The sequence below is a fragment of the Kribbella antiqua genome (genome assembly GCF_004345665.1).
Taxonomy (GTDB): Bacteria; Actinomycetota; Actinomycetes; order Propionibacteriales; family Kribbellaceae; genus Kribbella; species Kribbella antiqua.
Window position 1 is genome coordinate 195,517 of record NZ_SLWR01000001.1, and the last position, 20,201, is coordinate 215,717.

22 protein-coding genes are annotated in these 20,201 nt (G+C 67.9%); 13 read left to right on the forward strand and 9 right to left on the reverse strand.

The window, feature by feature from the left end; translation table 11 throughout:
- Positions 1 to 55: 55 nt before the first annotated feature.
- Positions 56 to 568, forward strand: coding sequence for a hemerythrin domain-containing protein (locus EV646_RS00965; RefSeq protein ID WP_132142926.1), 513 nt, complete (start codon positions 56 to 58; stop codon positions 566 to 568).
- Between the two features lie 31 nt (positions 569 to 599).
- Positions 600 to 1,826 carry an MFS transporter gene (locus EV646_RS00970; RefSeq protein ID WP_132142927.1) on the forward strand — a complete coding sequence of 409 codons (1,227 nt, stop codon included), beginning with the start codon at positions 600 to 602 and terminating at the stop codon, positions 1,824 to 1,826.
- Here EV646_RS00970 and EV646_RS00975 read toward each other — a convergent pair.
- From EV646_RS00975 to EV646_RS00990, 4 genes are all read right to left on the reverse strand, one after another.
- Positions 1,816 to 2,541 (reverse strand): MBL fold metallo-hydrolase, encoded by a 726-nt coding sequence (locus tag EV646_RS00975; RefSeq protein ID WP_132142929.1) that lies wholly within the window; start codon positions 2,539 to 2,541, stop codon positions 1,816 to 1,818. The genes EV646_RS00970 and EV646_RS00975 overlap by 11 nt on opposite strands.
- A complete protein-coding gene (locus EV646_RS00980; protein ID WP_132142931.1) occupies positions 2,538 to 2,930 on the reverse strand; it encodes a YccF domain-containing protein in 393 nt (130 codons plus the stop codon). Before EV646_RS00980 ends, EV646_RS00975 begins: the two co-directional genes overlap by 4 nt.
- Positions 2,931 to 3,276: 346 nt before the next feature.
- Positions 3,277 to 4,413, reverse strand: a complete 1,137-nt coding sequence (locus EV646_RS00985; protein ID WP_132142933.1) for a saccharopine dehydrogenase family protein — start codon at positions 4,411 to 4,413, stop codon at positions 3,277 to 3,279.
- Positions 4,410 to 5,291 (reverse strand): SDR family oxidoreductase, encoded by an 882-nt coding sequence (locus EV646_RS00990; protein WP_132142935.1) that lies wholly within the window; start codon positions 5,289 to 5,291, stop codon positions 4,410 to 4,412. The genes EV646_RS00985 and EV646_RS00990 overlap by 4 nt, the downstream gene beginning before the upstream one ends.
- A gap of 73 nt (positions 5,292 to 5,364) precedes the next feature.
- On the opposite strand from EV646_RS00990, the gene EV646_RS00995 reads away from it, so the two are divergent.
- Positions 5,365 to 5,952: a TetR/AcrR family transcriptional regulator gene (locus EV646_RS00995; protein WP_132142937.1), complete on the forward strand. Its 588-nt coding sequence runs from the start codon at positions 5,365 to 5,367 to the stop codon at positions 5,950 to 5,952.
- 11 nt (positions 5,953 to 5,963) lie between these two features.
- Here the strand turns inward: EV646_RS00995 and EV646_RS01000 are convergent, their stop codons facing one another.
- Positions 5,964 to 6,266 (reverse strand): hypothetical protein, encoded by a 303-nt coding sequence (locus EV646_RS01000; RefSeq protein ID WP_241995344.1) that lies wholly within the window; start codon positions 6,264 to 6,266, stop codon positions 5,964 to 5,966.
- Between EV646_RS01000 and EV646_RS39745 the strand changes: the two genes are divergently transcribed.
- The 4 genes from EV646_RS39745 (at position 6,213) to EV646_RS01015 (ending at position 10,941) form a co-directional block, all read left to right on the forward strand.
- On the forward strand, positions 6,213 to 6,566 hold the full coding sequence (locus EV646_RS39745; RefSeq protein WP_241995430.1) for a hypothetical protein: 354 nt from the start codon (positions 6,213 to 6,215) through the stop codon (positions 6,564 to 6,566). The genes EV646_RS01000 and EV646_RS39745 overlap by 54 nt on opposite strands.
- 62 nt (positions 6,567 to 6,628) lie before the next feature.
- Entirely contained in the window at positions 6,629 to 7,432 is an 804-nt protein-coding gene (locus EV646_RS01005) for an exodeoxyribonuclease III (RefSeq protein WP_132142939.1), read from the forward strand.
- Between the two features lie 58 nt (positions 7,433 to 7,490).
- Complete coding sequence (locus EV646_RS01010; protein ID WP_132142941.1) at positions 7,491 to 9,578, forward strand: S9 family peptidase; 2,088 nt, start codon at positions 7,491 to 7,493, stop codon at positions 9,576 to 9,578.
- Between the two features lie 403 nt (positions 9,579 to 9,981).
- Complete coding sequence (locus EV646_RS01015) at positions 9,982 to 10,941, forward strand: sigma-70 family RNA polymerase sigma factor (protein ID WP_132142943.1); 960 nt, start codon at positions 9,982 to 9,984, stop codon at positions 10,939 to 10,941.
- A gap of 275 nt (positions 10,942 to 11,216) precedes the next feature.
- Here the strand turns inward: EV646_RS01015 and EV646_RS01020 are convergent, their stop codons facing one another.
- The 3 genes from EV646_RS01020 to EV646_RS01030 all read right to left on the reverse strand — a co-directional run bounded on the left by EV646_RS01020 (position 11,217) and on the right by EV646_RS01030 (position 14,291).
- Positions 11,217 to 12,134 (reverse strand): endonuclease/exonuclease/phosphatase family protein, encoded by a 918-nt coding sequence (locus EV646_RS01020; protein ID WP_132142945.1) that lies wholly within the window; start codon positions 12,132 to 12,134, stop codon positions 11,217 to 11,219.
- 98 nt (positions 12,135 to 12,232) lie between these two features.
- Positions 12,233 to 12,940: an HAD family hydrolase gene (locus EV646_RS01025; RefSeq protein ID WP_132142946.1), complete on the reverse strand. Its 708-nt coding sequence runs from the start codon at positions 12,938 to 12,940 to the stop codon at positions 12,233 to 12,235.
- Positions 12,941 to 12,971: 31 nt separating this feature from the next.
- The gene (locus EV646_RS01030) at positions 12,972 to 14,291 is read right to left on the reverse strand and encodes a CPBP family intramembrane glutamic endopeptidase (RefSeq protein WP_132142948.1); all 1,320 of its coding nucleotides are present in this window, start codon (positions 14,289 to 14,291) and stop codon (positions 12,972 to 12,974) included.
- 61 nt (positions 14,292 to 14,352) lie between these two features.
- On the opposite strand from EV646_RS01030, the gene EV646_RS01035 reads away from it, so the two are divergent.
- From EV646_RS01035 to EV646_RS01060, 6 genes are all read left to right on the forward strand, one after another.
- Positions 14,353 to 15,318 carry a Dyp-type peroxidase gene (locus EV646_RS01035; protein WP_241995111.1) on the forward strand — a complete coding sequence of 322 codons (966 nt, stop codon included), beginning with the start codon at positions 14,353 to 14,355 and terminating at the stop codon, positions 15,316 to 15,318.
- Positions 15,319 to 15,355: 37 nt separating this feature from the next.
- On the forward strand, positions 15,356 to 16,906 hold the full coding sequence (locus EV646_RS01040) for an ATP-dependent DNA ligase (RefSeq protein ID WP_241995112.1): 1,551 nt from the start codon (positions 15,356 to 15,358) through the stop codon (positions 16,904 to 16,906).
- Positions 16,903 to 17,583, forward strand: coding sequence for a class I SAM-dependent methyltransferase (locus EV646_RS01045; RefSeq protein WP_132142952.1), 681 nt, complete (start codon positions 16,903 to 16,905; stop codon positions 17,581 to 17,583). The genes EV646_RS01040 and EV646_RS01045 overlap by 4 nt, the downstream gene beginning before the upstream one ends.
- Before the next feature lie 142 nt (positions 17,584 to 17,725).
- The gene (locus EV646_RS01050; protein ID WP_132142954.1) at positions 17,726 to 18,415 is read left to right on the forward strand and encodes an AraC family transcriptional regulator; all 690 of its coding nucleotides are present in this window, start codon (positions 17,726 to 17,728) and stop codon (positions 18,413 to 18,415) included.
- Position 18,416: 1 nt separating this feature from the next.
- Positions 18,417 to 18,599, forward strand: a complete 183-nt coding sequence (locus EV646_RS40520) for a GyrI-like domain-containing protein (RefSeq protein ID WP_158290875.1) — start codon at positions 18,417 to 18,419, stop codon at positions 18,597 to 18,599.
- Between the two features lie 2 nt (positions 18,600 to 18,601).
- The gene (locus EV646_RS01060; protein WP_132142957.1) at positions 18,602 to 19,273 is read left to right on the forward strand and encodes a hypothetical protein; all 672 of its coding nucleotides are present in this window, start codon (positions 18,602 to 18,604) and stop codon (positions 19,271 to 19,273) included.
- A 64-nt stretch (positions 19,274 to 19,337) separates the two neighbouring features.
- Here the strand turns inward: EV646_RS01060 and EV646_RS01065 are convergent, their stop codons facing one another.
- Positions 19,338 to 20,102 (reverse strand): alpha/beta hydrolase, encoded by a 765-nt coding sequence (locus EV646_RS01065; RefSeq protein ID WP_132142959.1) that lies wholly within the window; start codon positions 20,100 to 20,102, stop codon positions 19,338 to 19,340.
- Positions 20,103 to 20,201: the final 99 nt, after the last annotated feature.

Sequence of the window (20,201 nt, forward strand, 5' to 3'; positions counted from 1 at the left end):
TGCAGGTTAGCGGGTACCGGCTGCGCGACCTTGTTCCTCGATGTTGGAGGCTGAGATGCCGAAGATCCTGCCTGCGACGGGTGGCGACGTGGTGGAGATCATCCTGGCGGACCACCGGTGGTTCGAAGAGGCACTGCGCGAACTCAGGGACGTGCGCAGCGACCGGGCCGCCGTACTGGCGGATCTGGCGACTGTCCTGATCGCACACGCGGAGGCAGAGGAGTCGAAGGTCTATCCGTCGCTCCGGCGCAAGGACGCAATCGACGCCGAAGAGGTCGAGCACTCGACGCACGAGCACGACGAAGGCAACGCGGCGCTGCTCGCGCTGATGGAGGTCGAGGACACCGACAGCGAGGAGTTCAGCTCGAAGACTCACGAGCTCTCCGAGGCCTTGAGCCACCACCTCGACGAGGAGGAGCGCGACGTCCTCAACCCGGCGCGGACCGACGTTTCGGAGGAGACCCGGAGGCTCCTCGGTGATGCCTTCGCCGAGGAACGCGCCCGGCTGATCGACTCCGGCTGCGGCGACATCGCGAACGTCCGCAAGCTGGTCGAGGCCGCCGACTGATCGATCGGCCGCGCCGCATAGGGTCTACGGCGTGGGCCGCCTCCTCGACCATCGCGGGTACGTCCGGTTCTGGATCGCGGACGCTGTCTCGACGGTCGGCTCCTCGGTCACCGCTCTGGCCCTGCAGGTCGTTGCCGTCGTCACCTTGCATGCGACCGGCACGGAAGTCGGCATCCTCAACGCCGCCCGCTGGCTGCCGTATCTCCTGCTCGGCCTGCTGGCCGGCGTGATCGTCGACCGCTACCGCCGCCAGCCGATACTCATCGGTGCCGACTTCGCCCGAGCCGTCGTACTCGGCGTCATCCCGCTCGCCGCGGCGTTCGACTGGTTGAGCCTCCCGCTGCTGATCGCCGTCGTACTCGTCTTCGGCACGCTCTCGTTGGCGTACGACGCCGCACACCAATCGTTCCCGCCTTCGCTCGTACCGCCTGAGCTGCTGACTCCGGCGTACGCGCGGTTGGAGCAGACCAGTGCGGTCGCGCAGACCGGCGGCCCGGTGTTCGCGGGTGCATTGATCAAGCTGATCGGAGCGCCGGCCGCGATCCTGGTGGATGCGGTGTCGTATCTGCTGTCCGGCGTCCTGCTCGCGACAGTCCGTCCCCGGACGCCGGAAGTTGCCGAGAGCACCGATCAGCCGCGGAGCCTGCGCCGCGAGATTCGCGAGGGACTGCGGTGGGTCTACCGCAGCAGCACCCTTGGGCGGCTGGCCATTACGTCCCACGTGTGGTTCGTGTTCCAAGGCGTGTTCACCACGGTCTACGTGTTGTTCGTGCTCAACTCCCTGCATCTGAACGCCTTCTGGCTCGGCGTCACCTACGCGTTCGGCGGCGTGGGGTCGGTTATCGGCGCGACCATGTCAGGTTGGGTCGGACGGCGGCTCGGCGTCGGCCCGGGGATCCTCCTGGGCCGCTGGATCACCCCGGTCGCCTTCCTGATGGCGCCGCTTGCCTCGGGCAACGGTCTGGGCATCGTTCTGCTGTGCGCCGGCTGGTTTCTCTTCGGCCTGGCGGTCGGCATCGACGGCCCGATCGAGATGGGCTACCGCCAGTCGATCACGCCGTCGAATCTGCTCGGCCGGATGAACGCGACCATGCGATCGCTCAATCGAGCCGCCATCGTCATCGGCGCTCCGGTCGGCGGTCTGCTCGCCGACCACCTCGGTCATCGCCCGACGCTCTGGATCGCTGTGGCCGGCATGGTCCTCCAGGCCGCGATGTTGCAGGGCTCCGCCTTCCGGCACGCTCGCCTCACAGCGTGATCGTGAGGCCCTCCTCGGCCGCGATCACCTCACCGCTGAATTCCTGCCGCGCCTCGGCGACCGACACCGCGCGATCCGATCCGGGCCAGAAGTGGGTCAGCAGCAGGCGGTTGGCTCCTCGTGCACCCCGGGCCGCCTCGGTGGCAGTCATCACGTACCGCGGGCTGCTCTGCGGCGACGGTCCTTGCAGGGTCGCGTCGGCGATGAACAAGTCGGTGCCCTGGGCAAGTTGTTGCAGCTCTGGCGCGGGCCCGCTGTCGCCGGTGTAGGCGACTGATACACCGGGTGCCGTCAGCCGGACGCCGAGGTTGGTCACGTAGTGCGGCAACTGAACAGTCTCCACCGTGAACGGGCCGATGTCTTTGGTGGCGGCAAGGTCGTGGATGGCGAAGATGCTCGCCGGGCCCGGGTTGGGCTCGAGAGCTCGCAGTATGTCGACGACGCCCGGCGGACTGTGCAGCGGGATCGGCTTGGCCTCTCCGTAGTAGCGGACTCGCGCGAGGGCGCTGACGTCGACGCAGTGGTCCGGATGCTGATGCGTGACGACGACCGCGTCGACCTCACCCTGCGGGCAGTGCCGCAGGAGTTGCGGCAGAGCGCCGTACCCGAGATCGAGGACGACTTTGAAGCCGTCGTACTCGAGCAGGAACCCGGCACACGCGCGTCCGGACTCGGGCCACGCGCCGCACGAGCCGAGGACGGTCAGCGACCTCACCGTACGGCGAAGGGCTGGTCGGTGGGCACGATCTCCTTGCCCAGCGGGAGCAGCGAGATCGGGATCAGCTTGAAGTTGGCCAGGCCGAGCGGGATGCCGATGATGCTCAAGCACAGCGCGATCCCGGTCGTCAGGTGACCGAGCGCCAGCCACCAGCCGGCCACCAGCACCCAGATGATGTTGCCGAGTACGGCGCCCGCGCCGGCGCTCGGCTTGTCCACCATCGTCCGGCCGAACGGCCACAGCGTGAACCCCGCGATCCGGAACGCCGCGATCCCGAACGGGATCGTCACGATCAGCACGCAGCAGATGATGCCGGCGATCGCGTACCCGACCGCCAGCCAGAACCCGGCGAGCACCAGCCAGATCAGGTTGAGAGGCGTCCTCATACCCTCAGCCTGCCACCCTCCGGGGCTGCAGCCCGCCCAACGGACCCCAACTCCGGGATCATTCCGGGCATCCCTGACGACCCCACCACCACCGGCCGGCCCGTGCGAGGTGATGCCGAAGGCGTGGATCCGGTGCCGGAACCAAGGCGGATGGTCGCGGGTCGGGCTCGGTGGTTGAGATGGGGTGGCCGGGCTGGTTCTGGTTGCCCGGCCTGGTTTTGGGTGCCCGGGGCCGGCCGATAGCGGGTTATGTGATGGCTGGCCCTTTGTTTGACGCTAGCGGTGAAACAACCCGCTATCGGCCCAAGGCGCCTGCGGTGAGGATGAGAGGTGTACGCGACCGGCCTCAGTACTCGTCGGTGCTGAGGGTTCGGAAGGTCATGCCGGCCCGGATCAGGCGTTCGCGGAGGGCGGGGCCCAGGGCTGCCGCGGTGGTGGTTTGGCCGGAGGTCTCTGGGAGGTCGTCGAGGGCCAGACACAGGGCGGACTCGGCCAGCATCTTCGCGGTTTCGTCGTACCCGGGATCACCGCCGGCGACCTCGGTGACGACCTGCTTGCCACCACCGCGCCCGACGAAGCGGACCTTGAACCACGACTTCGCCCGCCGCTCCGGACTCGGCCCATCGCCGGGCTGGAGCCGCTTCAGCAAAGCATTGCGGGCCGGCGGAATCTGCGCCGCGGCGATCAGCAGCGCTATCCCACCGATGCCTCCGGCAACAACCGGCAAGCGCTTGACCGCGGCGTAGTGCGAGTAGCGGAAATCCGACCCGTAGCGATCGAGCAAGCGGGCCGAGTAGCCGACGATCTGCGGGTCGATGGTCGGCAGCGGCACGGCCCAGAAGCCCGTCTCGCGATGCAGCTTTCCGGCCACGACCCGGGCCGACCGGCCTTCAGGAAGGGGTTCGGTACGACGGCGTGCGCGGTGAGCCTCGAGGTTCTGCTTCGGCCGGGAGAACGCCGTGATCGCGGTATGGAAAGTGCCGCCGGACGGCCGCCCGCCGGCGCGGATGAAACCGTCGACCTGGATCGGGACGCCCTCCGGAAGCTGCTCGACGGTGAATTGGACGCCAAGGTCATAAGGAATGGAGTCGAACCCGCACGCGTGGATGATCCGCGCGCCCGTCTCAACGGCCCGCTCGTGATGTCGCACGTACATCCGGTCGAGGAACTCCTGCTCCCCGGTCAGGTCGAGATAGTCGGTGCCGGCCTCCGCACACGCCGCCACCAGCGGTTCGCCGTACTGGATGTACGGGCCGACAGTGGTGACCACGATGCGCGTCGACTCCGCGAGTCGCTTCAGTGACGCGGGGTCGGTGACGTCGGCAACGACGACATCCTTGCCGAAGGCCTCGAGTTTCTGACGGTTGCGTCCGGCAACTGCCCACTTCAGCTCCGGCGGCGCGTGCTTGGCGAGGTACTCCGCTGTCAGAGCGCCGGTGAAACCCGACGCGCCGAGCAGCACAACGTCGTACTCGCGGCTCATCGTCCCGCGGCGTTCTCGGCGTCGGCCCGGCCGCCGGCACCGGCTGCGCGAGTGGATTCGGCACCGCGGGCCTCGATGTCGGCAAGTGCGGCCCGGTCTGCCTTCGGCACGCTGAACCGGGACCCGGCCTCGATCACGTGCGGGATCAACCAGCGGAATACCTTCATGGCACCGATCCAACCAGGCACGTGCACTACCCGCGAGCGCTTCGCGATCCCCTGCGCGAACTTGTCCACCGCGAAGTCCAGTGGGTACACCTTGCCCGCCAGCGGCACCCCGGTCCGCATGTTGCCGAACACCGGGTGCTCATCCACTCCACGCACCATGTCGGTGTCGACGAACGTCATGTGGGCGACACCGACCCGCACCCCCAGATGCTTGAGCTCAGCCCGCAGCGTGTCCCCCATCGCCTCCACGCCCGCCTTGGCGACGTTGTACGACGCCAGTCCGGGGATGTGGACGATCGCCGCCAGCGACGACACCAGGAGCAGGTAGCCCTTGCTCTCCAGCAGGTACGGCAGGGTCAAGTGGACCGTGCGCCAGACGCCGTACAGGTTGACGTCGAGGACGCGCTCCCAGACCTTCGGGTCCATGCTGCGGCTGAAGCCCGGTGCGGCGATGCCGGCGTTGGCCATCACCACGTCGATCCGGCCGTACCGCTCGACGACCGACTCGATCGCCGTACGCAGCGACTCGGTGTCGGTGACGTCGGCCTCCCACCAGCCCGCGTCCGGGCCGCAGTCCTCAGCGACCTTCTTCAGTTCGTCCGGCTCGAGCCCGATCAGCGCCAGCGTCGCGCCCTGGCTCGCGAGCTTCCGGGCAACCGCGGCCCCGATTCCCCGGGACGCGCCAGTGATGAGAACGACCTGGCCGCGCATCTGGACCTCCAGCTTGTTGAGTGGATGCTCAACAGTAGGTGCTTGTTGACCATTTACTCAATAGACTGGTCCTATGACCCAGACCTCGTCCGCCCGTCTCCGGCCCGACGAGCGACGTGCGCAGATCCTGCAGGCCGCTCGCCGACTGCTGGTCGCGGACCCGCACCGCGAATTGACCGTCGAGTTGGTCGCCGCCGAGGCGCAGGTCTCCCCCGCTCTCCTCTTCCACTACTTCGGCTCGAAGAAGAAGTTCCAGTACGCCGTCATCGAGCAAGCCGCGGCCGAGGTCATGCTCCGCACCGCGCCGGACCCTTCACTCCCGCCCGATGAGCAACTCCGCTCCGGCATCCGTGCCTTCGTCCGAGCCGTCCTCGAGGCACCCCAGCTCTACCGAGCCACCCTGCTCATGTCAGCCGCCGGCGATCCCGCCGTACGCGCGCTGCACTCGGACATCCGCCAAGTCTTCAGCACCTGGGTCATCGCCGCCGTCGCCGAGCGCGGCACCGACATCACGCCCACAGTCCAACTCGCCTGCCACGGCTGGCAGGGCTACGTCGAGCAAACCCTCCTCACCTGGATCTCCGATCCCACGATCAGTCCCGACGAACTGGTGGCCCTCTGCGAGCGGTCCCTCGACGCGATCCTCGCCACGACCACGTGACTTTCCGGAACTTAATTTGCGCTTGGCGGCGGAGAAGTTCCGGAAAGCGGCGGCGCGAAAGCCTCGAGCGCTTGGAGGGTCAGCGCCGTGAGGCGGCCTGCGTTCCCGGGGCCGAGCGACTCGCCCAGCTGCCGGTCCACCTGGCTCAGGACTGCCCGGCAACGGTTGAGTAGCTCGTGGCCTGAGGGTGTGACCTGGAGGTCTGCGGTGCGGCCTCGACCGGGGGCAGTGAGGCGTTCGACGGCGCCGAGCTGCTGGAGTTGGAGCAGGGTGGACTGCATGCTCTGGGTGGTGATGCCGTCTCGGCGGGCCAGTTCGCTGTAGGAGAGGCCGGGCTGGTGGGCGAGGTGGCCGAGGGCGGAAAAGTGGTGCTGACCGACTATTGGCTGATCGCGTCGATGGTGCTGACGGCAGCCGCTGCCGCCGTACTCGCGTTCGTCGTGTTGCCGGCCCAAGGTCGCGTGCTGGCTGCGGCTGACGGGTCGCCTGAGGTGCGGGACGGCGTACTGCCGCAGGCCAAGGCGCTGTCGATGACGACCGGCATCTTCGCGCTGCTGTGGGCCATCGTCGTGGTGCTGATGATCGTACGTCCCGGCTCGACGACGGGGGTCTGAGGATGATGGACGGGTATCTGGCGTTGCGCAAGCTGTCGGTGCCGGCGCGTTAAGGTTTGCGCGTGCTGACGGTCGCCACGGTGAATGTGAACGGGATCAGGGCTGCGTTTCGGCGTGGGATGGTGCCGTGGCTGGAGTCGACGGACCCGGATCTGCTGCTGATGCAGGAAGTTCGGGCCTCGGACGACGTACTGCGGGAACTCCTCGGCGGGGACTGGAACATCGCGCACGCCGAGCCGACGATCGACGGACACAAAGGCCGGGCCGGGGTCGCCATCGCCAGCAGGCGGCCGATCAAGGACGAGCGGATCGACGTCGGCCCGGCGCGGTTCGCCGGGTGTGGGCGGTGGATCGAGGCGGACGTCGTACTGGATGACGGGTCGGTGCTGACCGCGATCAGCACGTATGTCTTCACCGGCGAGTTCGAGACGCCGCCGCGGCAGGAGGAGAAGTACGCGTTCCTGGACGCGATCACCGCCCGGCTGACCGAGCTGCGGGCGGACGGGCGGCACGTGCTGATGTGCGGCGACCTGAACATCGCGCACCGCGAGGTCGACTTGAAGGCATGGAAGGCGAACCGCAAGAAGAGCGGCTTCCTGCCGCAGGAACGGGCCTGGATGGATCGTTTGTTCGAGGCTGGCTGGGTCGACCTCGGCCGCCGCTTCGGCGGTGAAGGGCCGGGCCCGTACTCGTGGTGGTCCTGGCGTGGCAGGGCGTTCGACAACGACGCCGGCTGGCGGATCGACTACCAGATCGCGTCGGTCGAGCTCGCGGCAGCGGCGACCGGATGTACGGTGCATCGCGCCCCGACGTACGCCGAACGCTGGAGCGACCACGCCCCGGTGGTGGCGACGTACGACGTCTGAGCTCCGGGCTGGGGAAATCCGCCCACCGGTTGTCGGCGCGGGCGGGTAGTCTCGCGACATGTCCGAGTTGAAGTCTTCTGTGAAACCCCCGGTCGCGGCCCGCAAGCCGGTCGAGCGCCGGCATCACGGCGATGTGTTCGTCGACGATTACGAGTGGTTGCGGGACAAGGCCGACGACGAGGTGCTGGGCTACCTGCGGGCCGAGAACGAGTACACCGAGGCGCGCACGGCGCACCTGGAATCGTTGCGCGAGGCAATCTTTCGGGAGATCTCGGACCGGACCCTGCAGACCGACCTGAGCGTGCCCGCCCGGCGCGGCGGGTTCTGGTACTACACCCGCACGATCGAAGGCAAGCAGTATTCGATCCACTGCCGGGTCAAGGTGGATGGCGACGAACCGCCGGTGACCGACGGCGACATCCCCGGCGAAGAGCTGCTGCTCGACGGCAACGAGGTGGCCGGCGACTCCGAGTTCTTCTCGCTCGGCACCGTCGACGTCTCCCCCGACGGCCGGCTGCTCGCGTACTCCGTCGATCTGAAGGGCGACGAGCGCTTCACCCTGCGGATCAAGGACCTGTCGACCGGAGAGCTGCTCCCGGACGAGCTGCCGGAGGTGCACTACGGCTCCGCGTGGTCCGCCGACGGGTCGACCATCTTCTACACGAAGGTCGACGACGCCTGGCGCCCGTACCAAGTCTGGCGGCACGCCCTCGGCGCGAGCACCGACGACGTACTGGTGAAGGAAGAGCCGGACGAGCGGTTCTGGGTCGGGGTCGACCTCACGCGCAACGAGCAGGCGATCCAGATCGCCCTCGGTAGCAAGCTCACCAGCGAGGTCTGGCTGCTCGACGCGAGCAACCCGGCCGGAGAGCCGGTCGTCGTCGCGCCCCGGCGCGAGGGCGTCGAGTACGACGTCGAGCACGCCGGCGATCAGCTGCTGATCACGCACAACGCCGACGCGGCCAACTTCTCCCTCGCGACGGCTCCACTCGACTCGCCAGGCGACTGGACCACGCTCATCGAGGGCGACGACACCAGCCGGCTGCTCGGTGTCGACGCCTTCGCGGACCACGTGATCCTGTATCGCCGCCGCGATGCGCTCACCGAGCTGGCGATCATGCGCCGTACGCCGGAAGGCTTCGGAGCGCCCGAGGTGCTCGAGTTCGACGAGCCGATCTACACGGTCTCCCCCGGCCGCAACGACGAGTGGCACGACACCCGGTACCGGTTCGGCTACACCTCCCTCGTCACACCCGGTTCGACGTACGACGTGGACGTCGCGACCGGCGAACGTCGCCTGCTCAAGCAGCAGCCGGTGCTCGGCGGCGTCGACCTTGGCGCGTACACGCAGTACCGGGAATGGGCGACCGCGCCCGACGGGACTGCAGTGCCTGTCTCCTTGGTGGCGCGCAAGGACGTCGCCAAGGACGGGAACGCGCCGGTCGTGCTGTACGGGTACGGCTCGTACGAGAGCTCGATGGACCCGTGGTTCTCGATCCCGCGGCTGTCGCTGCTCGACCGTGGCGTGGTGTTCGCGATCGCGCATGTCCGGGGCGGCGGAGAGCTCGGCCGGCACTGGTACGACGAAGGGAAAATGCTGGCCAAGCGGAACACGTTCACCGACTTCATCGCCGCGGCGGAGCACCTGGTCGCCTCGGGCTGGACGAAGCCGGAGCGGATCGTCGCGCAGGGTGGCAGCGCGGGCGGTCTGCTGATGGGCGCGGTGGCGAACCTGGCGCCGCGGGCCTTCGGCGGGATTGTCGCCGAGGTGCCGTTCGTGGACGCGCTGACCACGATCCTGGACCCATCGCTGCCGCTGACGGTGATCGAGTGGGAGGAGTGGGGCAACCCGCTCGAGGATGCGGCCGTGTACGAGTACATGAAGTCGTACTCGCCGTACGAGAACGTCACCGGGCAGGAGTATCCGCGCATCCTGGCGATCACCAGCCTCAACGACACCCGCGTCTTCTTCGTCGAACCGGCCAAGTGGGTGGCGAAACTCCGGGCCACCGCGATGGGCGAGGTCGACGTACTGCTCAAGACCGAAATGGAAGCCGGCCACGGCGGGCGATCCGGCCGGTACGACGCCTGGCGCGAACTGGCCTTCACCCTCGCCTGGGAGTTGGACACCCTCGACCTGGCCTGAGCAGCGGCTCAAGACGCCGCCGGCACTCGCCGTCCCCCTCAAGCTGTCGTTTGGGCGGGAACACGGCGGGTACCGGCGGCGTTGCTGTTCGATGGAGAGGCCAATGGTGTGTCGTCCAACACATTCCTGGGTTCGCGGTCCGCCGATTCTGCCGAGATTCTCAGGTTCCGCCAGGGGTGTGCCGCTGGACAGGTGAGCCGAATTTCCCAGAAAACCAGGGGTTTCCGCCCGATCGGGCCGAAATCTGCTCGCGCGGAGCCGGCGGCAGGCTGCCGGACAACGGTTTCCAGGGCGGATACCTGCCGGGAACTCTCAGGGAATGTTCAGGCTGTTTACACACTCGTCCTGGAATCTTGAACCGCACTCGAGCGTTGCTCTCCATGTAACGACGAAGGGAGTTTCGGTGGCTCGCACAACTCGTGTTCGCACCGCGGACGACGGTATCGACGGCAAGGACAGCGTCGGTCTCTATCTCGAGGAGATCGCGCGTACTCCCCTGCTGACAGCCGAGGAAGAGGTCGAGCTCGCTGAGACGGTCGAGGCAGGACTCCTCGCGGAGCAACTGCTGGCCGAGGGGCGGGTTGGACGTAAGAAGGGCGGAGCGCCCAAATATGCGACGGAGGAAGAGCTGGAGTGGCTGGCCGAAGAGGGCCAGCGCGCGCAGCAGCGGTTCGTGACCGCGAACCTCCGGTTGGTGGTCTCGATCGCCCGCCGCTACGGACGGTCCCAGATGCCGCTGCTGGACTTGGTCCAGGAGGGCAACACGGGTCTGATCCGCGCGGTGGAGAAGTTCGACTACCGGAAGGGATTCAAGTTCTCGACGTACGCGACCTGGTGGGTGCGGCAGGCCATCACCCGCGGTATCGCGCAGCAGGCCCGAGTGGTCCGGCTGCCGGTGCACGTGGTGGAGCAGCTGAACCAGATCGGGTCGGCGCGGCGGACGCTGGAGCGCAAGCTCGGGCGGGAGCCGGAGATCGACGAGATCGCAGCCGAGCTGGACCTGGACGAGGAGCGGGTCACCGAGCTGATCCGGATCGGCCGGGACCACATCAGCCTGGACAACCCGATCGACGACGAAGGCGAGACCTCGCTGGGTGACCTGATCGCGGCCGAGACCGCGCCCGGGCCGGACCAGCTGGTCGCGGACGCGTCGGACCGATCGGGCCTGTTCAGCCTGGTCGACCAGCTCGACCCGCGGTCGGCCGACGTGATCCGGCGCCGGTACGGGCTGCACGATGGCCGTCAGGCAAAGCTCGCCGACATCGGCGCCGTGCACGGCATCTCCGCCGAGCGCGTCCGCCAGATCGAACGCGAGGCCCTGGGCCGGCTGCGCTTGCTCGCCGACCCCACCCTCGCCGCATAACCCCCACGCCGAAACCCCCAGGACCCCCGAGCCGCCCTCCCGGCCCGGGGGTCCTTCTTTGTCCATACGGCTCTCCCGCCACCGCAGGACCTACCCACACCGGCTTCACTCGCCGCCCGACCCCCCAGGCACGGTGGCTTCACTCGCGGCTGCTCACGGTCGTGGTTTCGCCGAGTGTGAGGAGATTGTCGCCGGCAATCGATTGCTGGCGACACAGCAGTCACAGTCGATCGCACGCTCCTCACACTCGACCCCCACAACCCCGCGCGGGCGGGTCAGGAGAGGTGGATCCAGGATTCGACCGGGAGGTGGTCGCTGGGGAACTGGCCGTTCTTGCTGAAGGTGTTGATGCTCGCCTTGGAGACGCGGAGGCCGGGGGTGGTGAGGATCCAGTCGATGCGTTTGCCGTTCGGGGTGAGCGGCTTGTAGCCGTGGAAGGTGCCGTAGAGGGCACTGCGGCGTTCGGCCGTGACCCAGCTGTCGGCGAGCTTCCCGCTGGTGACGAGCTTGTCGTAAACGGTCAGACCGGGCGTCGCCGCCTCGTTGAAGTCGGCGGTCATCACCACCGGCAGCGCCGGGTCGAACGCCGCCATCCGCTGCAGGATCAGATCGGCCGACTTCGACCGGGCCGTCGCGTCGTACGCCTCCAGGTGCGTGTTGACGGCGTAGAACTCCTTCGACGTGAGCTTGTCCTTGAACCGGACCCACGTCACCATCCGCGGGCAGCACCCACCCCACGTCTTCGACCCGATCACCTCGGGCGTGTCCGACAGCCAGAAGTGGTCGTATTCCACCGGCTGCAGCCGGAACTTGTCGAAGAAGATCATCATGAACTCGCCCTTGCTACCGCCCTCGCGGCCGAGCCCGATCGAGTCGTACGCCGGTCCGAGGTCAGCGCTGATGTCTTGCAGCTGCGAGTACAGACCCTCCTGCGTGCCGAGCAACTGCGGCCGCGCCTGCCGGAGTTGCTCGCGCATCACCGGGCGCCGGTCGGTCCAGGTGTTCGGCGGAGTCTCGCTGGCGTAGCGCAGGTTGTACGACATCACATGCAAAGCTTTGTCGCCAGCGGGCGTCGCGCTGGGGGCAGCCGCTGAGACCCCGCTGGTGAGCGTCAGGCCGAGCGCCGCGGCCGCCGCGAGTACGACGAACCTACGACGAGTGCTGAGCCAACTTCTGAGCCCGATTCTGAGCATGGTCAAAAACCTCCATGGGCGGTTGCTCGGAGGTTGGACGTTAACCAGATTCGGTGACGAGTGGCTAGCCGTAGCGGGTCGAGCACATGACGTACCCGTTAGGCGGCCCAGGTGTCGATCAGCGCGGGCAGCTCGGACAGGCGCTGGATGGTTGCGTCTGGTTCGCCCTCGGTGTGGCCGATCTGGTCGCGTGGGATCGCGCTGTGTGGGATGTGCGCAGTACGCATGCCGACGTTCTTCGCGCCCCAGACGTCGTCGAACAGCCTGTCCCCCACGAACAGGCACTGGCCTGGCTCAGACACCCCGACCGCCCGCATCGCGGCGAGGAACGCCTCTGGGTGTGGCTTCGTGTACGGGATCTCGCTGGTGTAGACGGCCCCGTCGAGCAACTCCAGTACGCCGTCCCGCGCGAAGATCTCCTCGTGTCGCCGGCGCGACCAGAGCGTGTTCGACAACACTCCGACCTTGTAGCCACCCTCCCGGAGATCCCGCAGGGTCGACAGGGCGTCGGGCTCGAGCTCGGTGTGCGGGTGCCACTGGCGCTCGTACTCCGCCAGGGCGGCTGGTGTCATCACCACCTCGGCCAGGAGGCAGACCTCTTCGAGCGTGCTGCTCCGGTGTTCGTCACGGCATCGCGTCCAGACTGATCTCTCCGCTTCGACCAGCCGCGCCGCCAGCTCGTCCGCCCGGGCGTCGTCGATCAGCTCCGCCACTGACCGCCAGACGGCGTACAGGTCGATGTCGTGCCAGGTCGCCAGCGTGCCGCCCCAGTCGAACAGGACGGCTTCGATCTTCGTATTCGTCACGGCGGACACCTTGTCAGACCGCGCCGACAATTCAGCTCACGTGAGCGATCCGGTTCCGTTTGGACAGCCAGACCACGGTGGCCGCGAAGAACGCCAGGCACGGCACGTCGACCAGCACCAGCGTCCACGGCGCCCCGCCCTGGTCGGCCCAGCCGTCGAGCTGACCTGTTGCTGCCGGCAACAAGAAGGCGAGCAGGTTGTTCAGCGCGTGCAGCGCGATTCCGGCCTCGAGCCCACCGGTGCGCACGGTCAGCCAGCCGACGGTCACGGCGAAGAGGAAGATGTCCAGCATCGCCCAGCCGGTGTACCCGTGCGCCGACACGAACAACGCGCCGCTGATCACGATCCCGGGCCACGGCGTCCGCAGTGCCGTCCGCAGCCAGCGCGCCCGGCCGTCCTGCTGATCCGGACCGTAGGCACCGATCGCCTGGATCAGCCAGCCGCGGAAGACGAACTCCTCCGCCGCGGCCTGGAACGGCACCAGGCAGATGATGATCAGAGCCGGTACGACGAACTCGCCGAAGCCGACCCACGAGCCTTCGTCCGACGAGATCGGGTCGCCGGTCGGGAAGATCTGGTCGACCACGATGCCGAGCCCGTAGGACAGCACGAGGTAGCCGAGGCCGGGCAGGCAGCACAGCAACAGCCAGCGCCAGCGGATGCGGTTCAGTACGGACGCCACACTCCAGGCCGGCCGGCGCTGCACGAGCCAGACCGTGAGGGCAACAGCCGGGGTGAGGACGGCGAGCATCACGAGGGTCGCAGCGAGGTTCTCGAGCGCGCTCGGGAAGATGTCGTTGCCCTGCGGCTCTGGGATCTCACCGGTGATAAGGCTGTGGACGACGCCCCAGGCCACGATCACGGCGGCGGTGACGAAGAACGCCAGCGCGGCGAGGAACAGGGTGCCGATGAGCGGCCGCCACCACGCGTGTTTCGGTGTACGGGCGAGACGGTGGTACGGCGTACTCGACGGGGCAGGGATGATCCGCGGCTCACGGACGGCGAACTGGCCCGGCGGCCCACTCCACGGCGGCGGCTGCTGCGGCGACCAGTACGGCGACTGCCCTGGCGGGTAGTAGCCACCTGGCGGCTGCTGGGCCGGCGGGTACTGCCCAGGTGGGTACTGGCCGGGCGGGTATTGGCCGGGCGGGTATTGGGTCGGCGCCGCCTGGGCCGGCGGCGGGTACTGCGCCGGTGCCGGAGCTTGAGGCGGTGGCGGATACTGTCCGGGTTGCTGCGGGTATGGCGGGACCCACGGCGGAGGCTGGTGGCCGGGAGGCGGCTGGCTGCCCGGTTGGTTGCCGTGCGGCGGCGAGTCCTGCGGGCGCGGCTCACCTTGTTGCGGGTCCATGAATTGGACTTTAGAAGATCGGGGCAAGTAGCTGTGGCGCGACGCGAAGGAGAACACCGTGGTGACTGATCCGACCCCTGGACCGACCGCCTCGACGCGGGCCCTGCCGCAGTCGGTGCTGATGCCGTTGACCGGCTCGGCGATCTTCCTGGTGGTGCGGATCGAGCCCGGCGGCGAGGAGAAGACGCGCGATCTGCTCGAGCGGGTCAGCGGTCTCACCCGTTCGGTCGGCTTCCGCGTCCCGGCCGGCAACCTGTCCTGCGTCACCAGCATCGGATCGGACGCCTGGGACCGCTTGTTCGGCGGCCCGCGCCCGGCCGAGCTGCACCCGTTCATCGAGCTCGAAGGCGCCAAACACCGAGCGGTCTCGACGCCGGGCGACCTGCTCTTCCACATCCGCGCCGCCCACCTCGACCAGTGCTTCGAGCTGGCGAACCAGATCATGAGGGTCCTCGACGGCGCCGCGACCGTGGTCGACGAGGTCCACGGTTTCAAGTACTTCGAGATGCGCGATCTGCTCGGTTTCGTCGACGGCACCGAGAACCCGACCGGCTCCGAGGCGGAGGACGCCGTACTGATCGGGGCCGAGGATCCGGAGTTCGCCGGCGGGAGTTACGTTATCGTGCAGAAGTACGTGCATGACATGAACGCCTGGAACGCGCTGACCGTCGAGCAGCAGGAGCATGTCATCGGCCGGACCAAGCTCGACGACATCGAACTGGACGACGACGTGAAGCCGGGCAATGCGCACATCGCGCTGAACGTGATCGAGGACGAGGACGGCAACGAGTTGCAGATCCTGCGCGACAACATGCCGTTCGGCGAGATCGGGACGCAGGAGTTCGGGACCTACTTCATCGGCTACGCCAAGTCGCCCGCGGTGACCGAGCTGATGCTCCGCCGGATGTTCGTCGGCGAACCCGAGGGCAATTACGACCGCATCCTCGACTTCTCCACAGCTGTCACCGGCAGCCTCTTCTTCACCCCGTCGGCCGCCTTCCTGGACGACCTCCCCAAGGCGCCCTGACCCACGGCCTTTGTGGGTCCGGGTTTCTGTCGGTGGCATGGGTGAGACTGGATCCATGCTGCTCAACGACGTGGTGGAGACCTCGGCCGCCCTGGCCGGGACCCGGTCGCGGCTGAAGAAGGCCGAGCTGATCGCCGGGTTGCTGTCGACCGCCACCGAGCCGGACGAGACCGCGATCGTGGTGACGTACCTGTCCGGTGAGCTGCGACAGCGTCGGACTGGCGTGGGCTGGCGGACGTTGATGGATGCGCCGGAGCCGGCCGAGTCGCCGTCGCTGACCGTCGAGGAGGTCGACCAGGCGTTCGCGGAGCTGGCCGAGATGGCAGGGGCCGGATCGCAGGCGCGGCGCCGGGCGGCCGTCGACGCGCTGTTCGGTCGCGCGACCGAAGCCGAGCAGAAGTGGCTGCGCTTCCTCGTCGGGGGCGAGTTGCGGCAAGGCGCGCTGGACGGGGTGATGGCCGACGCGGTCGCGCGCGCGACCGGGATCCCACTGGAGAAGATCCGCGCGGCGACGATGCTGCGTGGTGCCGCGGCGCCGGTGGCGGTCGCCGTACTGACGCAGGGCGAAGCTGGGCTGGAGCAGTTCGGGCTGGAGGTCGGGCGCGGAGTGCAGCCGATGCTCGCGCAGTCCGCGACAAGTGTGGAGGAAGCGCTCGGCAAGACCGGTACGCCGGCCGCGCTCGAGTGGAAGCTGGACGGGATCCGCATCCAGGTGCATCGCGACGGCGAGAAGGTCGTCGTCTACACGCGGACGCTGGACGACATCACGAATCGCGTGCCCGAGGTGGTCACCGCTGTGCTGGAGCTGGACGCCCAGCAGGTTGTTCTGGACGGTGAGCTGATCGCGTTGCGCATCGACGGACGACCAGAGCCGTTCCAGGTCACCGGATCCCGTACGGCGACCCGCGCGGCGACCGGGCCGGAGTCGGTGCCACTGACGCCGTACTTCTTCGACATCCTGCATCAGGACGGCGAGGACCTGCTCGGGCTCGACGGCGCCGCACGGCACGAGTGGCTGAGCAAGCTGGTGCCTGAGGAGCGGCGGATCCCGCGGCTGGTGACCGATGACGCCGAGGCCGGTCACGCGTTCTTCCTCGACGCGGTGAAGCGCGGGCATGAGGGCGTGATGGTGAAGTCGTTGACCGTGCCGTACGAGGCCGGGCGGCGCGGGTCGGGCTGGGTGAAGGTGAAGCAGACGCACACTCTCGACCTGCTGGTGCTCGCGGCGGAGTGGGGTCACGGGCGGCGGACCGGCTGGCTCTCGAATCTGCATCTTGGTGCGCGGGACGAGGAGACCGGAGAGTTCGTCATGCTCGGCAAGACGTTCAAGGGCCTGACGGACGAGCTGCTCCGCTGGCAGACCGAGCGCTTCCAGGAACTCGAAGAGCGACGGGATTCGTACACCGTCTATCTCCGCCCGGAGGTCGTGGTGGAGATCGCCTTCGACGGAGTGCAGACGTCGCCGAGATACCCAGCCGGGATGGCACTGCGCTTCGCCCGCGTGTTGCGGTATCGCGACGACAAGACGCCGGAGCAGGTTGATACCGTCCAAACCGTGCGAGCAATTCACGAAGGCGGCGGCGAATGACCGAAGCGGAAGACCCGGACGTCGTGAGCCGGCGGATCGCCAAGGAATCGCTGGACCAGGACGATCCGACCGGCTGGTTCGAGCAGTTGTACTCGGCCGCTTCGGAGGGCGCCGCCGTTGTTCCCTGGGATCGCGGTACGGCGCACCCGTTGCTGAGCGAGTGGGTCGACGAGGCCCAACCCGATGGGTCGGGCAAGACGGCTCTCATCGTCGGCGCCGGGACCGGATGGGACGCGGAGCTCGTCGCCGACCTGGGCTACCAGACCACCGCATTCGACATCTCCGCGAGCGCCATCGAGACGGCCCACCGCAACCACCCGGACTCCAAGGCCCAGTACGTCGTAGCGGATCTCTTCAACCCACCGGCCGAGTGGCATCGAGCGTTCGACCTCGTGGTCGAGATCTACACGGTCCAGGCTCTGCCGATCTCGTTGCAGCCTGCTGCGATCAAGCAGATCACGGAGCAAGTGGGCCCCGGCGGGACACTGCTGGTCATTGCCGTCGCCCGGCCTGACGACGAGCCCGACGAGGAGGTCGAAGGTCCGCCGTGGCCGTTGACGCGCGCGGCGCTCGACTCGTTCACCACGCCCGACCTCCACCTGATCCAGCTAATCCAATCCCCCAGCCCGGTCGACCCCACCATCAACCGCTGGCGAGCCGAATACCTGCGCGACTGACGACCCGCCATTTCACACCGAACGACGTGGAGCTCTGGCTGTGCGGCGGGTCGGAGGCTGAACAGCAATCGGGGACAAGCGCGGGCGTTGTCTCTGCCGTAGCGTTCGACGTGGGGATCCGCGATCGACGAGGCGGGTGAGCATGGACTACGAGGCAATGGTGCGACAGGTGATTGCGGACCTGCAGGGCAGTCTGGACGATCCGCCGACGTTTCGGGAGCTCGCGGCCCGGTACTACGTGTCGCCGTACCACTTCCACCGGATCTTCCGGGCGATCGCAGGTGAGTCGTCGGCGGAGCTGACTCGGCGGCTACGACTGGAGCGAGGCGCGTGGGAGGTCCGGAACACGAGGGATCCGATCTCGGACATCGCGTTCCGATCCGGTTATGCGACGCATGAGGCGTTCACCAAGGCGTTTCAGACCGGGTTCGGCATGCCGCCATCCGTCTTCCGCGCTGGTCTGCGCGACTGTCCGGGCATCCGGAGCGCGAACGGCGTCCACTTCCACCCCAACGGTATGACCAGGTTTCACTTGGCCCAGAACGCAGGAGATGCGATGAAGGTAGACGTGGTCGACGTACCTGCGACACGGCTGGCTGCCGTGCGCCATCAAGGACCGTACGTCGAGATCGGCGCAGCGTTCGGAGTGCTGGAGCAGAAGGCCGCCGAACTCGGGCTCGGCAAGGAGCCGGAGGCGATCCGGGTCGCGATCTTCTACGACGACCCCGACGGCACACCTGCGGCAGAGCTGCGGTCGGTTGCGGCGATCACCGTGCCGGAGGACGCCGGCATCGGCGATCTCGACGAGGCTCGGCTGCCGACCGGGAAGTAACTTGCGTGCGGAGTTCGTCGGGCACTATGCGGGCCTGGAGGCGGCGTGGGGACGGCTGTACGGCGAGCATGTCGCGGCGGGCGGCTTCACGGTGCGAGACGGTGTGAACTTCGAGGTCTACCTCAACGACCACAGGACGCCTCCGGACCAGTTGCGCACCGATCTCTACTTACCGATCGAGTGAGCATGATCGTTGAAGGCAGTCTGTCGGAGACAGTTGATGCGGTCGCGGCGGTCGAGTGGGACGGTGGGAAGCTGCCGGCGGCGGAGCGCCTGCGGGTGGCGCGCTGGCTCGCCGCTCGTCAGGGCCTGCCGGGCGCATACGCCGGCACGTTCGGCGGCTTCCGTCGTGAACTGGAGGAGGGCATCGTCGTCTTCACCGGTGAGCGCATCACGTCGGCTTCGGCCAGGCACATCCTCGGGGAGGAGACGAGCCGCGCGCTGCGCTCGCTCGGTGTTGCGGATCCTGCCGTACGGGACGCGCTCGATCGGGCCGGTGAAGGTCTGATGCAGTGCCTGGAACGGGCGGCTCGCGCCAACCCGGGCACGTTCTGCTGTGGCAAGTGCACGGTCGGCCTGTGGCGCAATCTGGAAGCGGGCAACCTCGATCGGGGCGAGGAACGCCTCAGCAAGGGCATCGGGGAGCTTCGATTCCGTCGTACGAACGACGGCGAGTGGCAGGCGTATCCGTTCTGGTACACGGTGCTTGCGCTGACCGGAGTGGACATGCCGGAGGCCCGGCGGGAGCTCGAGTACGCCGCTTCGAAGCTCGAGACGGCTGCAGGGAAACGGCATGTGTCGACTCGCTCGGCACTGCGCCGCCAGGAGCTCGCACGCCGGGCGCTGGCGCGGGTTTGAGTGGCTCCGACGAAACCGCCGGTACGGCGTCCGGTGCGGAGCCGGACGCCGACACCGGTTTGGGTCAGGCCGGTGACGTGCTGAGGTGGCGGGCTAGGAAGTGTTCGTCGAGGCCGGACCAGCGGATGGTGCGGTGGTCGCCTGGGTTGGCGTGCAACGTCTTCTCCTTCGAGGCGAAGGCGTCGAACAACCCGAGAGCGGATTGGCGGTCGACGTGCTCGTCGTCCCACGGGAGCAGGAACTGGACCGGGACGGTGATTCGCCGCGCCGCCTCGAGCAGAGCGTCGTACACGACGAACCCGCCGCCGAAGATCGCAGCGCTGATCCGGGATTCGACCGCTGTCAGCGGTATCCCGATGCCGGTGCCCAACGTGATGCCGCCTCCGTAGCCGATCGGCGCATCAGCGCCGATCTCGGGCAACGCCTGAAGAGCGTCCAGGATCGCCTGCCATTCCGGCACCGCGCGCTCAGCCAATGAGACGCCGTACCGCACGCTGAGCGACCCCACCCGCTCGGTGTCGCCCGCCGCCATCGCCTCCTTGAAACCTGCGCGGATGTGCTCGTCCTCCGCGGTGCGCGGGCGGTCGCCGTGTCCGGGCGCATCGATGGCGGCGACCGTGAAGCCGTGGCTGATCACTGTCTCGTGCGCGCGGGCCATGAGTGCCGGCGTCTTCTTGTGCAGACCGCCCCCGTGACCCATCAGCACGAGAGGCGCGTGATCGCGGCCGGAAACGGGCGACCACAGTACGCCGGGGACTTCGCCGACGACGAAGTCGCGTTCGAAAACACCGTTCGATGCTGTCTCGCTGGTGAAACGCAAAGAATGCATAGCTTGGAGCCTTTCGGGAGTGTTGAGGCGCTCCCGACGACCCCTAGGTCAATCGCCCGGCCGTGCTGACGGGAGGAGCACCCACATGCGTACTGCGTT

What these genes read in the sequence shown, in the direction of transcription:
- EV646_RS01050 (WP_132142954.1), top strand. Translation starts at nt 17,726, where the DNA reads ATGGACTACGAGGCAATGGTGCGACAGGTGATTGCGGACCTGCAGGGC.
- EV646_RS00985 (WP_132142933.1), bottom strand. Translation starts at nt 4,413, where the DNA reads ATGAGCCGCGAGTACGACGTTGTGCTGCTCGGCGCGTCGGGTTTCACC.
- EV646_RS00980 (WP_132142931.1), bottom strand. Translation starts at nt 2,930, where the DNA reads ATGAGGACGCCTCTCAACCTGATCTGGCTGGTGCTCGCCGGGTTCTGG.
- EV646_RS01030 (WP_132142948.1), bottom strand. Translation starts at nt 14,291, where the DNA reads ATGGACCCGCAACAAGGTGAGCCGCGCCCGCAGGACTCGCCGCCGCAC.
- EV646_RS01010 (WP_132142941.1), top strand. Translation starts at nt 7,491, where the DNA reads ATGTCCGAGTTGAAGTCTTCTGTGAAACCCCCGGTCGCGGCCCGCAAG.
- EV646_RS00995 (WP_132142937.1), top strand. Translation starts at nt 5,365, where the DNA reads ATGACCCAGACCTCGTCCGCCCGTCTCCGGCCCGACGAGCGACGTGCG.
- EV646_RS01060 (WP_132142957.1), top strand. Translation starts at nt 18,602, where the DNA reads ATGATCGTTGAAGGCAGTCTGTCGGAGACAGTTGATGCGGTCGCGGCG.
- EV646_RS00990 (WP_132142935.1), bottom strand. Translation starts at nt 5,291, where the DNA reads ATGCGCGGCCAGGTCGTTCTCATCACTGGCGCGTCCCGGGGAATCGGG.
- EV646_RS01020 (WP_132142945.1), bottom strand. Translation starts at nt 12,134, where the DNA reads ATGCTCAGAATCGGGCTCAGAAGTTGGCTCAGCACTCGTCGTAGGTTC.
- EV646_RS01065 (WP_132142959.1), bottom strand. Translation starts at nt 20,102, where the DNA reads ATGCATTCTTTGCGTTTCACCAGCGAGACAGCATCGAACGGTGTTTTC.
- EV646_RS01040 (WP_241995112.1), top strand. Translation starts at nt 15,356, where the DNA reads ATGGGTGAGACTGGATCCATGCTGCTCAACGACGTGGTGGAGACCTCG.
- EV646_RS00965 (WP_132142926.1), top strand. Translation starts at nt 56, where the DNA reads ATGCCGAAGATCCTGCCTGCGACGGGTGGCGACGTGGTGGAGATCATC.
- EV646_RS01045 (WP_132142952.1), top strand. Translation starts at nt 16,903, where the DNA reads ATGACCGAAGCGGAAGACCCGGACGTCGTGAGCCGGCGGATCGCCAAG.